At 45.8% G+C, this 13,599-nt stretch carries 11 protein-coding genes; 8 read left to right on the forward strand and 3 right to left on the reverse strand.

Annotated features, from left to right (window positions below; translation table 11 throughout):
- On the forward strand, positions 1-860 hold an 860-nt coding region (gene speB, locus WB217_RS09165; protein WP_423992733.1), incomplete at its 5' end, for an agmatinase.
- Between the two features lie 471 nt (positions 861-1,331).
- Here the strand turns inward: speB and WB217_RS09170 are convergent.
- Positions 1,332-1,484, reverse strand: coding sequence for a DUF1540 domain-containing protein (locus WB217_RS09170; protein WP_251480914.1), 153 nt, complete (start codon positions 1,482-1,484; stop codon positions 1,332-1,334).
- A 378-nt stretch (positions 1,485-1,862) separates the two neighbouring features.
- Between WB217_RS09170 and WB217_RS09175 the strand changes: the two genes are divergently transcribed.
- Positions 1,863-2,306, forward strand: a complete 444-nt coding sequence (locus tag WB217_RS09175) for a DUF1934 domain-containing protein (RefSeq protein ID WP_423992735.1) — start codon at positions 1,863-1,865, stop codon at positions 2,304-2,306.
- Positions 2,303-3,973 carry an arginine--tRNA ligase gene (gene argS / locus WB217_RS09180; RefSeq protein WP_423992737.1) on the forward strand — a complete coding sequence of 557 codons (1,671 nt, stop codon included), beginning with the start codon at positions 2,303-2,305 and terminating at the stop codon, positions 3,971-3,973. The genes WB217_RS09175 and argS overlap by 4 nt, the downstream gene beginning before the upstream one ends.
- 53 nt (positions 3,974-4,026) lie before the next feature.
- Here argS and uvsE read toward each other — a convergent pair whose 3' ends face one another.
- Complete coding sequence (gene uvsE / locus WB217_RS09185) at positions 4,027-4,983, reverse strand: UV DNA damage repair endonuclease UvsE (RefSeq protein ID WP_423992739.1); 957 nt, start codon at positions 4,981-4,983, stop codon at positions 4,027-4,029.
- Between the two features lie 232 nt (positions 4,984-5,215).
- A complete protein-coding gene (gene cls / locus WB217_RS09190; protein ID WP_423992741.1) occupies positions 5,216-6,415 on the reverse strand; it encodes a cardiolipin synthase in 1,200 nt (399 codons plus the stop codon).
- A 225-nt stretch (positions 6,416-6,640) separates the two neighbouring features.
- On the opposite strand from cls, the gene WB217_RS09195 reads away from it, so the two are divergent.
- The 5 genes from WB217_RS09195 to WB217_RS09215 form a co-directional block, all read left to right on the forward strand.
- Entirely contained in the window at positions 6,641-8,752 is a 2,112-nt protein-coding gene (locus WB217_RS09195; protein ID WP_423992743.1) for a (Fe-S)-binding protein, read from the forward strand.
- Between the two features lie 313 nt (positions 8,753-9,065).
- Positions 9,066-10,253, forward strand: a complete 1,188-nt coding sequence (locus tag WB217_RS09200; protein WP_423992745.1) for an acetyl-CoA C-acetyltransferase — start codon at positions 9,066-9,068, stop codon at positions 10,251-10,253.
- Between the two features lie 105 nt (positions 10,254-10,358).
- Positions 10,359-11,210: a 3-hydroxybutyryl-CoA dehydrogenase gene (locus WB217_RS09205; protein ID WP_423992747.1), complete on the forward strand. Its 852-nt coding sequence runs from the start codon at positions 10,359-10,361 to the stop codon at positions 11,208-11,210.
- A 110-nt stretch (positions 11,211-11,320) separates the two neighbouring features.
- Entirely contained in the window at positions 11,321-12,451 is a 1,131-nt protein-coding gene (locus WB217_RS09210; RefSeq protein ID WP_423992749.1) for an acyl-CoA dehydrogenase, read from the forward strand.
- A 265-nt stretch (positions 12,452-12,716) separates the two neighbouring features.
- Positions 12,717-13,599, forward strand: an 883-nt coding sequence (locus WB217_RS09215; RefSeq protein WP_423992751.1) for an acyl-CoA dehydrogenase family protein, incomplete at its 3' end; no start/stop codon positions are given.

The raw sequence follows: 13,599 nt of genomic DNA on the forward strand, positions 1-13,599 counted from the left end.
AAGCATATTCTGGCAATGTATTTATCGGCAGCCATTCAAACTATATGGAAAGCAAGGCTGTTCTTTATGGAATGCCAATGGACTGGACAGTAAGCTACCGTCCGGGTTCCCGTTTCGGCCCTACTCGCATCCGTGAGGTTTCCATCGGACTAGAAGAGTACAGCCCGTATCTTGACCGTGAAATGGCTGACCTTCAGTATTTTGATGCAGGGGATATCCCGCTTCCTTTCGGGAATGCACAAAAAAGCCTTGATATGCTTGAAGAATTTGTCGACAAGATTTTAGCTGCTGTAAAATTCCCGCTAGGAATGGGTGGAGAGCACCTTGTTTCTTGGCCGGTCATGAAAGCAGTAGCGAAAAAGTATGAGAATCTGGCAATCATCCATTTTGATGCACACACAGATTTGCGCGAGCATTATGAAGGGGAGCCATTATCCCACTCAACGCCAATCCGCAAAATTGCTGAGCATATTGGCCCTAAAAATGTCTATTCATTCGGAATTCGTTCAGGTATGAAGGAAGAATTCGAGTGGGCAAAGGAAGTCGGCATGCATATTTCAAAATTTGAGGTTCTTGAGCCGTTAAAAGAAATTCTGCCTACGCTTGCAGGCCGTCCAGTTTATGTTACTATCGACATCGATGTCCTTGACCCAGCGCATGCGCCAGGAACAGGTACAGTCGATGCTGGCGGAATCACTTCAAAGGAATTGCTTGCATCCATCCATGCAATCGCAAACTCAGAAGTGAACGTAGTAGGTGCTGATTTAGTAGAAGTAGCGCCAATCTACGATACATCCGAAATGACATCAAACACAGCGAGCAAAATCATTCGTGAAATGATGCTTGGGTTTGTGAAGTAATATGAGATATGAAGCTGTTTCCTTTTTAAAAGGGGGCAGCTTTTTTTATTTTCGTGATGGAATGCGAGAATAAAAACGCAGTGCTTCTCCCTTTTAAAATTGGAAAAAATCAGATGTTTTTTCCAGGTTGCGGGATTTCGACAAATAGTTGCGGAATTAAAATGCATTCTTGCGGGATTTGGATAAAAAGTTGCGGAATCAAAGGAAGTTCTTGCGGGATTTCGACAAAGTTGTGGAATCAAAAATGGAGACTTGAGGGATTTCGACAAATAGTTGTGGAATCAAATGGGGAACTTGCGGGATTTCAACAAAAAGTTGCGGAATCAAAATGTGTTCTTGCAGGATTTCAACAAAATTCTGCGCAATTACACGTTACTTTATGAAGAGCAGCCACCTATACAGCGGACTCTGCTCATATTTTTCCAACAAACTAAAAAACTGGATAGCAATAAGCCATCCAGTTTACTAAAATTACATTTTTTCAAAAGTATCACAGATTGTTTCGCGCTCATTTGCAGCTTGTCTGCCTGTATTGGCAACGACCAGGATAGAGTCAGCTACACATTGGTCGCCCTCTGCCCAGTATTTGCAATTTTCCACTTCACATTTAACCTCGATTTTCATATAGGCCACCTCCTTAAAAGGTTTTAATAATAAATACCCGGTTTAAAGGCTGTGTAATCCTATTCGTGTATGCCTAATTTTGGCTGGTTTAAAAGTAGGAAATATGCAGAGAGAGTCCCGGCGAACCTTGCACTTTCAAAGGAGAATATTTATACTTATAAAGTTATAATAAGAGTTGAAAAGCGGAAGTGCCTTTTAAAGAGGAACGTCGACTAAAACCGCCACGTCCTGTGGCAACGTCGGCGTCAGCCCATCCGTGGGCAAGTCCGACAGGCATAAGACGACCTGCGAGGAGGCGTTCTTCAGCCACTACATCAGGGCGGCTTATGACCCGAGGGGCTAGGCACTGGAGCTGGACAAGAAAAGGGCGTGTTATCGATGTCGATTGAACCCGCTGATCAAATACCTGTTAAGGTGACGGTGAAGACGGCTATTTATAGTGGCAGTGAGAAGGAGACTTTTGAATTGACCACTTTTGGCCGATACTATAAAAAAGCGAACAGTTCGTACCTCCAGTATGATGAAGTGATGGAGGAAGGGGACGTTCATACGACTGTGAAAATATCAGGAAACGAAGTACTGATTTTGCGGAGCGGCGCAATCAAGATGAGGCTTCATTTTCTGCTGAATAAAAAGACTCCTGGCAATTATAAGACGCCGTATGGGCTGCTGGAAACATCTGCGCTCACCAAACGGCTTGATACTGATTTTAATGAAGAAAAGCAGGAGGGCCATGTAGATTTGCTTTATGATATGGCCATTCAGGGCTCGGATGCAGGTACATACCATATGACGATCAATTATAAGGAGGAAGCCAAATGAATATAGTTGAACAGGTTCAATTGAAACTGAAAGAAGAAATCAAGCAGGCTGCCATCAAGGCTAATCTTGCGGAGGAAGCGCAAATTCCTTCTGTCGTGCTTGAAACACCAAAGGAAAAGACGCATGGGGATTACTCTACGAATATGGCGATGCAGCTTGCACGAGTTGCGAAGAAGGCACCTCGCCAGATTGCGGAGCTGTTGATCGAGAATTTTGATAAAAGTAAGGCATCCATCGAGAAGATTGAAATCGCTGGACCGGGGTTTATCAATTTTTACATGGATAACAGCTATTTGACAGACTTGATTCCGGCGATTCTTGACGCTGGCGACAACTACGGGGAATCCAAGGTTGGCAACGGTCAGAAAGTCCAGGTCGAGTTCGTTTCTGCTAACCCGACAGGTGACTTGCACCTTGGACATGCGCGCGGTGCGGCAGTCGGCGATTCATTGTGCAATGTGCTTTCAAAGGCTGGCTACGATGTTTCCCGTGAGTATTATATCAATGATGCCGGCAACCAGATTAATAATCTCGCGTTGTCTGTTGAAGCTCGTTACTTCCAGGCTCTTGGCATGGATAAGACGATGCCTGAGGATGGCTACCAAGGTGAGGACATCATCGGAATCGGCAAGAAGCTTGCTGAGGAATTTGGCGACAAGTACGTCAATGTTCCTGATCAAGAGCGTTTCGATACATTCCGCGAATACGGCTTGAAATATGAAATGGCAAAATTAAAGCAGGACCTCGAGAATTTCCGTGTGAAATTTGACGTTTGGTACTCAGAGACCTCACTTTACCATGATGGAAAAATTGATGTGGCATTGGATGCTCTTCGTGCCAATGGCCATATTTATGAGGAAGACGGTGCAACATGGTTCCGTTCAACTGAGCTTGGCGATGACAAGGACCGCGTGCTGATCAAGCAGGACGGATCTTACACATATTTGACTCCGGATATCGCTTACCATAAGAACAAGCTTGAGCGCGGATTTGAAAAATTGATTAACATCTGGGGAGCTGACCACCACGGCTATATCCCTCGTATGAAGGCAGCCATCCAGGCGCTTGGCTATGACCGCGACACGCTTGAGGTTGAAATCATCCAGCTCGTTCACCTTTATAAAAACGGCGAGAAGATGAAAATGAGTAAGCGTACTGGTAAAGCTGTTACGATGCGTGACCTGATTGAAGAGGTAGGCCTTGATGCAGTTCGTTACTTCTTCGCGATGAGAAGTGCGGATACTCATATGGACTTTGACCTTGATCTGGCAGTTTCCCAGTCGAATGAAAACCCAGTATTCTATGCACAGTACGCACATGCGCGTATTTCAAGCATTTTGCGTTCTGCTGAGGAGCAAGGCTTCACAGTTGGAACCGAAGCAGATTTCAAATTAATTGAGGCTGAGAAGGAAATGGACCTGCTGAAGAAGATTGGCGAATTCCCGCTTGCGGTTGCAGAGGCTGCTCAAAAGCGTATGCCACACCGCATCAGCAACTATATTTTCGAACTTGCGTCTGTGTTCCACAGCTTCTACAATGCTGAAAAAGTTTTGGATATGGACAACAAGGAAAGAACTCAGGCTCGTTTGTCCCTGATCAAGAGTGCGCAAATCACCTTGAAGAATGCACTTGCTTTGATTGGTGTATCTGCACCTGAAAAAATGTAGTGAAAAAGACTCAGCTCCGAGGGGGCTGAGTCTTTTTGCGTATTATTCCAATTCTATTTCCACTCCAAAACAGCCCCGCCAATCCGCTTCACTCCGCGTATTTTCGCCAGTCCTTCTACTAATGCGAGAGCTGCCTTATCCTTCGTTTTCGCTTCAATCATGAAATCGACGTCCTGTCCGATTCCACGCAAAATCTGGATTAATGGAAGGATGTACTCGTGGTCGACGTAATCAGCATGCGAACGGTACGCTTTCTCCGATTTAGGCGAGGAGATATGGATTTTTGGCTTTAAGCCTGTCCTAGCCCATGTTTCAAAGCCAACAGGCAGGATATTCTCAAGACTTTCTTCACAGAGGTTCGCCATGTGATGATGATAATCGAACATGAACGGTACATCTTCCTTTACGCAGGCGGCGAGTGTTTCTTCAGCATTATAAGTTTTGTCGTCATTCTCCAGAGTGGTGATTTTCTTTATATGAGCAGGGAGCCTGGCGAAGTTTTCATGGAACCGCAAAATGGTTTCTTCCTTGTTCCCATAGGCACCGCCAATATGGATATTGATGATTGCTTCTTGTTCGAGCCCCATCGCCTCGAGCATACCATAATGATACTCCATATCGAGAATGGCGTTGGCGGTTACTTCCTCCCTCGGAGAAGTGAAAAGCGTAAACTGATTGGGGTGGAAGCTTGTCCTCAATCCATGCTTTTTCACAAGGTCTCCGATTTCCATCCACTTGTCGCGAAAAGGCGTAACATAATCCCACTTCACTTCTGGATGCGTCGCCAGCGGGGCGATCGAACTCGAGAACCGGTAAAGCGGGATATCGTGAGCAATATTGTAATGAATCATTCTTTCTGTATTTAAGAGGTTTTGGTATGTCACGGAAAGCAGTTTTTCATGACGTTCCTCACTGGCTAGCTGGCTATAACGAGCAAACGTCAATGCCTTCGACGGGGAAGCATCCCACAAGCTGATGGCAGTGGAGACATATCCAAGCCGAATAATCATAGAGAAACTCCTTCATTGACCGAAACCACTTCGTTTGGCTTCGTTTATTTTTTTTGCATTGTTTATAAAAGGCTGTTTTTTAATGGATTGTTTGAAAGCAAAATATTGATAAATAAGTTGATTGGAACGGAGGGTGCGAGACTCCTGCGGGCTCACCGTCCGCCCCGCGGAAAGCGAGCATCCCGGAGTGGAACTCAACTTATTAAAATTATCAAAGTTTAAGAAAACAGCCTTATAAAAAGTAAGAAATCGTCCGTGCAGCCTTTTCCTTGATTGACAGCAACAGATTGACCCGATTCAGCTCCTGGAGTGTCGCCCTTTGAGAATTCAGGATATCCTCTGTAAAAATGTGCTTCACTTTTTTAATAAAAGCAGGGTCATAAATCAAACAGTTCAATTCATAATTAAGAAACATGCTTCTTTTATCAAAATTAGCCGTTCCCACGTCACAAACTTGATCATCGATTATAATGACTTTTGCATGGTAAAAGCCTTTTAAATATTGGTATACATCTGCTCCTTCCTTTATAAGCTTCCTTAAATAGGGATGGGAGGCTTCTTTTACTAGAATATGATCTGCTTTGTGAGGAACGAGAATCGTGACAGCGACACCTTTTTTAAGTGCATCTAGTAAAAGATTAAAAATTCTCTTGCTTGGAATGAAATAAGGGGTTCCAATGAAAATCGATTTTTCAGACTCGGTGATCAGGTCTGAAATAAGTTCCTCAAGCAGAATTCCTTCTGTTGGAACGAGCCGCTGGCGGATCGACCCTTTTTCCAAAGGCGGAAAATAAGCTTTGTCGTGCAAGAGATTTACCTTAGCAGCCGCACGCCAATCCTCGAGGAACTCTTTTTGCAGGTCCATAACTCCTTCACCGGTCATTTTTAAATGGTAGTCCCTCCAAGGAGACAGCTTTGGATCCTGGTCATAATATTCCTTGCCGATATTAAAACCGCCAAGGTAACTGATGCGTCCGTCAATGACAGTAATTTTACGATGGTTCCGCACTTGCGAAGAGTAAAACAGGAATGGGAATTTCGGTGTTTGCGAAAAAGCGAATTCTACACCTGCAGCCTTCAAGGATTGGATCGATTTACGCTTTAAGCCGCTGCCAACCCAGTCGACTAGCAGGCGGACTTCGACGCCTTCTTGAGCTTTTTCTTTTAAAATTGAAAGGAACTCCTGGCTTATTTTATCATCCTGAACAATGTAAAACAGAATATGAATGTGCTGTTTTGCTTTTTTGATTTCTGAAAATAGATCGTGGAACAGTTCAGGACCTTTTGCGAAAATGGTCAGGTCGCTGTCCCTCATAGGTAAAATATTTCTATTTACATTCGATAGATGCTTTTTTCTTCCGAGCATGAAGTCTGCATACACCCACAAGGCAAGCCCTGCTACTATCCCGATTAAAAACCATCCAATTTCCATAGCGTTTCGGCTCCCTTTACAGTATTTATTTTATCTTTGCCGAAAACGCATGTTATATGTTATGTTCCTGTAAAAGAGGGAGAATAAACAATTTTCAGAAATGAAAGGAAATAAGTTGACTGAATGCTCATTCATAATATAATGGTATTAAGGATAAATTCAGAAAATTGGTTTGTTTAGAAATTTTCATCCAACAAAATAGCATCGAAAGGGGTAAACGATTTTATGAACGGTCTGCTTTGGATCAATCTTATCGCGTTCTTGCTTGTAACCGCTTACGCAGTCAGTTTGTTCGTTTATGTGGTTAAAACGAGAATCGAATACATCAAGCTCGGTAAGAAATCAGAATTTGATGACGATGTAAAAGAGCGTGTAAGAAGAATCTGGGTACATGTATTTGGCCAGAAAAGGCTTTTGAAAGACAAAAAAAGCGGTATCATCCACGTTATGTTTTTTTATGGATTCATTCTTGTCCAGTTTGGGGCAATTGATTTTATTTGGAAGGGCTTGAACCCAGGCTCTCATTTGCCGCTTGGACCGCTCTATCCCGGCTTCACGTTTTTCCAGGAAATCGTGACATTGACGATACTTGTTGCGGTTGTATGGGCATTTTACCGTCGTTATGTGGAAAAGCTTGTCCGTTTGAAGCGCGGCTTTAAAAACGGTCTTGTACTTCTTTTTATCGGCGGGTTGATGTTATCTGTCCTGCTTGGAAACGGAATGGGCATGATCTGGCATGGCCATGAAGGCACTTGGACGGAGCCTGTTGCATCACTAATTGCAACCGTATTCAGCGGAATTCCTCAGGCAGCCGCTATCACGATATTCTATATCGCATGGTGGATTCATTTGCTGTTCTTGCTGGCATTCCTCGTGTACGTGCCGCAATCCAAGCATGCACACTTACTCGCAGGTCCTGCCAATGTTTATTTGACTAAGGTCGATTCTCCAGGAAAGATTAAAAAGATCGATTTTGAAGATGAGACTCAGGAAACTTTCGGTGCCGGTAAAATCACCGATTTCAATTATGAACAAATGATCGATTTCTATGCCTGCGTTGAATGTGGCCGCTGTACGAATATGTGCCCGGCAACTGGCACAGGCAAAATGTTGTCGCCAATGGACTTGATTGTCAAGCTGCGTGACCATTTAACATTGCATGGTGCTGCAGTCACTTCCAAGCAGCCATGGGTGCCTACTTTTGCGTTCGGAAATACAAAAGGAAATCAGATTGCGCTGGCAGCAGCTGGACAGGGTGCAGAGGAAGCAGCTGCAGGTCTTGCATACAATCCAAGCATGATTGGCGATGTTATCACTGAAGAAGAAATCTGGGCTTGTACAACATGCCGTAACTGTGAAGACCAATGTCCAGTTATGAACGAGCATGTTGACAAGATCATCGACCTTCGCCGTTATCTCGTTTTGACAGAAGGTAAAATGGACGCTGACGCACAGCGCGCCATGACGAATATCGAACGCCAGGGTAACCCTTGGGGCTTGAACCGTAAGGAAAAAGAAGACTGGCGCGAGCTTCGCGGCGATGTCGTTGTTCCTACGGTAAAAGAAATGAAAAAAGCGGAAGAGGAATTTGAATACTTATTCTGGGTTGGCGCGATGGGTTCCTATGACAACCGCAGCCAGAAAATCGCGCTATCATTCGCTAAGCTTCTGAATGAGGCTGGCGTTAAGTTCGCGATCCTTGGAAACAAGGAAAAGAACTCCGGCGATACACCACGCCGCCTTGGAAACGAGTTCTTGTTCCAGGAACTTGCGACAAAAAATATCGAAGAATTCGAGAAAAATGAAGTGAAGAAGATCGTTACCATCGATCCTCACGCATATAATATCTTTAAGAATGAATACCCTGACTTCGGACTCGAGGCAGAGGTCTATCACCATACCGAGCTTCTGGCGCAGTTAGTGAAGGAAGGAAGACTTGTTCCGAAGCATGCATTGAATGAAACCATTACCTTCCATGATTCCTGCTACCTCGGAAGATATAACGAAGTGTATGATGCACCGCGTGATATCTTAAAGGCGATTCCAGGTGTAACTTTGAAGGAAATGGAACGAAACCGCGATACCGCAATGTGCTGCGGAGCTGGCGGCGGCTTGATGTGGATGGAAGAAGAAACAGGACACAGGATCAACGTCGCCCGTACAGAACAGGCATTGTCCGTGAATCCTTCCGTCATCAGCTCCGGATGCCCGTACTGCTTGACGATGCTTTCCGATGGAACGAAAGCGAAGGAAGTAGAAGAAAGCGTCGATACTTTGGACGTAGCAGAACTGCTGGAAAAATCGGTTTTTGGAGAACTAAAACCACTCGTATCATAAGATAAAACAATACTCATACCTAAATAGTAGAAGTTGACTCACCGATAAAATTTCAATCAATCTTTTTGAATTTTTAGCAAAGTGTTTCAATTTCTACTATTTTTAAAGTAAAATGAATAGTATGATAAAGCGCTTACATTGCGTGGGTGCCAAATTGGCAAATCAACCTCTTAGATATTCTTCAATTTTTACAATTCAAGTTATGGTTTATTTTTTTAGCTAGTTATCGAGCGAGCGTTCAGTCATCGTAACGCTTCGTGGATATGGATTTGCTTTTTTCACTAATTAATAGATTAGCAGGGGAGAGATAATCATGGGTAAAACAGTCATTTTAGCAGGAGCAAGAACACCTTTCGGCAAGCTTGGCGGAGCGCTGAGCGGATTTACTGCAGGTCAGCTTGGGGGAATCGCGGTAAAAGAGGCGCTGGTACGCGCAGGTGTGGATCCTGAGGAAGTAGGCGAAGTCATCCTTGGAACTGTTCTACAGGGAGGACAGGGTCAGCTTCCTTCACGCCAGGCAGCGAGAGAAGCGGGTATCCCCTGGGAAGTGAAGACAGAAACGGTTAATAAGGTTTGTGCTTCTGGAATGCGCAGCTTGACGATTGGCGACCAGATCATCCGTGCCGGAGATGAGGAAGTGATTGTCGCAGGCGGAATGGAATCGATGAGCAACGCTCCTTACCTTTTGCCTAAAGCGCGCTGGGGCTTGAGAATGGGCGATGGCCAGGTGAAGGACCTGATGATTCACGACGGCTTGACTTGCAGCTTTAAAGGCGTGCACATGGGTACGTATGGAAACGAAGTCGCAAAAGAATTGGAAATCGGCCGTGAGGAACAGGACCAGTGGGCATACCGCAGCCACCAGAGGGCAGTAGAAGCCATCGAATCAGGCAAGTTTGCTGAAGAGATTGTTCCTGTGGAAGTACCGCAGCGAAAGGGAGATCCAATTCTTGTTCAGCATGATGAATCGCCAAGGAAGGATACTTCGCTTGAAAAGCTTGCAAAACTGGGCTCTGTATTCAATTCGGACGGTACGATCACAGCTGGTAATGCGCCAGGCGTCAATGACGGTGCGGCGGCTCTTGTGTTGATGAGCGAAGAGCGTGCCCAGCGTGAAGGCAGGACACCACAGGCAGTCATCCTTGGGCATGCGGCGATCGCGACAGAAGCGAAGGACTTCCCGAAAACACCTGGATTGGTGATTAACGAGTTGTTGAAGAAAACAGGGAAGTCCCTAGAGGAAATCGATTTGTTTGAAATCAATGAAGCCTTTGCGGCTGTTGCACTGACTAGCGGGCGCATCGCGAACCTTGATCCTGAGAAGGTCAATGTGAACGGTGGTGCGGTTGCGCTTGGACACCCGATTGGAGCGAGTGGGGCGCGCATCATCCTTACCCTGATGCATGAACTGAAGCGTCGCGGCGGCGGGGTCGGCATTGCGGCGATCTGCAGCGGTGGTGGCCAGGGAGACGCAGTGATGATCGAGGTTCCTAAGCAATAAGTTTCATGGATTAATAGATTAAGCGGATCTGAAATTGTGATTGGGAGGGCAGTTTGAAGCTGTCCTCCGTTGATATGAATTTTATCTGAATCAGGGGGAGAAACGATGAGTGTTCAAACAATTATGGTAATCGGTGCGGGCCAGATGGGGTCAGGGATTGCCCAGGTATGCGCACAGGCAGGATACAGCGTGTTATTGAATGATCTCAAAGCTGAATTCGTCGAACGTGGATTGGCTGGAATTAAGAAGAATCTTAATCGCCAGGTTGATAAAGGCCGGATGACTGCTGAACAGCTTGGTGAGATTGTTGGCAGAATTAATTCTTCACATGACTTGCAGGATGCTACAAAGGTAGACCTAGTTATTGAAGCGGCAGTTGAGAACATGGACATCAAGGCGAAGATTTTCGCACAGCTGGATGAAATCGCACCAGCCCATACGATTCTTGCTTCAAATACTTCATCCTTGCCGATTACGGAAATCGCTGCGGCTACTAAGCGTCCAGAGAAGGTAATAGGCATGCACTTCATGAATCCCGTTCCAGTGATGAAGCTTGTTGAAATCATCCGCGGCCTTGCAACAGCAGATGAAGTCTATCAAACAATCGAGGACATTACAAAAACGCTGGAAAAGGTACCTGTAGAAGTAAATGATTTCCCAGGCTTCGTATCAAACCGCATCCTGATGCCGATGATTAACGAAGCAATCTACACACTATATGAGGGTGTTGCGACGAAGGAAGCGATCGACGAAGTCATGAAGCTCGGCATGAACCATCCAATGGGCCCGCTGACACTAGCAGATTTCATCGGCCTCGACACATGCCTCTACATCATGGAAACACTGCACGAAGGCTTCGGCGACGACAAATACCGCCCATGCCCACTACTCAGAAAATACGTAAAAGCAGGCTGGCTCGGCAAAAAATCAGGCCGAGGCTTCTACACATACCAATAAAACACACTAACACGTTAAAGCGCTGGGGGTCAGACCCCCGATGCGGTGATGCGGTGAAGTGCTGGGGGTCAGACCCCCGGGGCTTTAAAGCGGTAAAGGGAGGTTGGAATATGGATCTTAGGTTTACGGAAGAGCAGGATATGATGCGGAAGATGGTGCGTGATTTTGCTCAGAGTGAGATTGCGCCGTTTGTTGAGAAGATGGAGGAAGGCGAGTTCCCGAAGGAAATCTTGAAGAAGATGGGCGAGCTTGGTTTGATGGGGATTCCGGTTCCTGAGCAGTATGGTGGGGCAGAGATGGACTTCATCTCCTATATCATCGCAATCCATGAAATTTCGAAGGTAAGCGCGACTGTAGGCGTGATCCTGTCTGTTCATACATCGGTTGGAACGAATCCAATTCTATACTTTGGTACAGAAGAGCAAAAGCAAAAATACGTTCCAAAGCTGGCTGCGGGTGAATACCTGGGAGCTTTCTGTCTAACAGAACCGAGTGCTGGTTCGGATGCGGCAAGCCTAAAAACGAGGGCGGTAAAGAAGGATGGCCATTATGTATTGAACGGCTCAAAGGTGTTCATTACGAATGGCGGCGAAGCAGATGTTTACATTGTCTTTGCTAACACAAATCCTGAAGCAGGTACAAAGGGTGTGTCGGCTTTTATTGTTGAAAAGGACACTCCAGGCTTCATCGTCGGCAAGGATGAGCACAAAATGGGTCTTTACGGTTCTCGTACTGTGCAACTTACGTTTGAAGATATGAAAGTTCCTGAAGAAAACCTGCTCGGTCAGGAAGGCGAAGGCTTTAAAATCGCGATGAGCAACCTGGATTCCGGCCGGATCGGCATTGCCGCCCAGGCGCTAGGGATTGCAGAAGCGGCTTTAGAGGCAGCAACTGAATATGCAAAGGATAGACAGCAGTTCGGTAAACCAATCGCTGCTCAGCAGGGCATCGGCTTCAAGCTTGCCGATATGGCTACATCCGTTGAAGCTGCAAAACTATTAATCTATCGGGCAGCTCAGCTTCGTTCAGAAGGAAAAAGATGTGGTCTGGAAGCATCGATGGCAAAGCTTTTCGCTTCAAGGACAGCTGTAGAAGTGGCAACAGAAGCGATCCAGGTATTCGGCGGCTATGGCTATACGAAGGAATATCCGGTTGAACGATATTTCCGTGACGCGAAGGTGACTGAAATTTACGAGGGCACGAGTGAAATCCAGAAGATTGTTATTAGTAAGCAGTTATAAAAATAAGCAGTTATAAAGTTTATTTGGTACTAGTTTTAATTGAATGATTCTGTCATAGACTTTCAATTTAAAAAGCCCTGTTGATTGGAACGGAAGACGCGAGACTCCCGCGGGATCAGGTGGACAGGTGAGACCCCACAGACGCCATCTGCGGCGAGGAGACTCAGCGCCAGCCCCGCGGCGGAAAGCGATGCGCCTGGAGTGGAAATCAACAGACTAGTTTAACAAGGCGAATATAAATCCAACAGTAACGGAGGAAACAAAAGTGAATTTTAGATTATCAGAAGAGCATGAAATGATCAGAAAAATGGTGCGTGATTTTGCGAAGAATGAAGTGGCACCGACAGCTGCTGAGCGTGACGAGGAAGAACGCTTTGACCGTGAGATTTTTGACAAAATGGCTGAGCTTGGCCTTACTGGGATTCCTTGGCCTGAAGAGTACGGCGGAATTGGCAGTGACTATCTTGCTTACTGCATCGCTGTTGAAGAATTATCCCGCGTTTGTGCGTCCACAGGCGTAATGCTTTCTGCTCACACTTCACTTGCAGGCTGGCCGATTTTCAAGTTCGGCAATGAAGAACAAAAGCAAAAATACCTAAGGCCTATGGCGGAAGGCAAAAGTATTGGCGCATACGGCCTTACTGAACCAGGAAGCGGCTCTGATGCAGGTGCAATGAGAACGACTGCAAAAGAAGACGGCGACCACTATGTGCTGAACGGTTCTAAAATCTTCATCACAAACGGCGGCGTAGCGGACATTTATGTCGTATTCGCGTTGACAGATCCAACAAGCAAGCATAAAGGAACTACTGCTTTCATCGTTGAAAGCGACTTCCCAGGCTTCTCCGTTGGCAAGAAGGAGAAAAAGCTAGGAATTCGTTCATCTCCAACAACTGAAATCATTTTTGAAGACTGTCGCGTTCCAAAGGAAAATATCCTTGGTGAAGTCGGCGAGGGCTTCAAAGTTGCGATGATGACTCTTGATGGCGGCCGTAACGGTATTGCTGCTCAAGCTGTAGGTATTGCGCAAGGAGCGCTTGATGCAGCAGTTGGTTATGCAAAGGAACGCCAGCAATTCGGCAAGCCAATCGCTGCCAACCAGGGAATCGGCTTCAAGCTTGCTGACATGGCTACTTCTGTTGAAGCGG

Source organism: Mesobacillus sp. (assembly GCF_049588175.1).
Lineage (GTDB): Bacteria > Bacillota > Bacilli > Bacillales > Cytobacillaceae > Mesobacillus.

Coding starts and splice junctions, on each gene's coding strand:
- WB217_RS09175 (WP_423992735.1), top strand. CDS start 1,863: ATGTCGATTGAACCCGCTGATCAAATACCTGTTAAGGTGACGGTGAAG.
- uvsE (WP_423992739.1), bottom strand. CDS start 4,983: ATGATTATTCGGCTTGGATATGTCTCCACTGCCATCAGCTTGTGGGAT.
- WB217_RS09170 (WP_251480914.1), bottom strand. CDS start 1,484: ATGAAAATCGAGGTTAAATGTGAAGTGGAAAATTGCAAATACTGGGCA.
- cls (WP_423992741.1), bottom strand. CDS start 6,415: ATGGAAATTGGATGGTTTTTAATCGGGATAGTAGCAGGGCTTGCCTTG.
- WB217_RS09195 (WP_423992743.1), top strand. CDS start 6,641: ATGAACGGTCTGCTTTGGATCAATCTTATCGCGTTCTTGCTTGTAACC.
- WB217_RS09205 (WP_423992747.1), top strand. CDS start 10,359: ATGAGTGTTCAAACAATTATGGTAATCGGTGCGGGCCAGATGGGGTCA.
- WB217_RS09210 (WP_423992749.1), top strand. CDS start 11,321: ATGGATCTTAGGTTTACGGAAGAGCAGGATATGATGCGGAAGATGGTG.
- argS (WP_423992737.1), top strand. CDS start 2,303: ATGAATATAGTTGAACAGGTTCAATTGAAACTGAAAGAAGAAATCAAG.
- WB217_RS09200 (WP_423992745.1), top strand. CDS start 9,066: ATGGGTAAAACAGTCATTTTAGCAGGAGCAAGAACACCTTTCGGCAAG.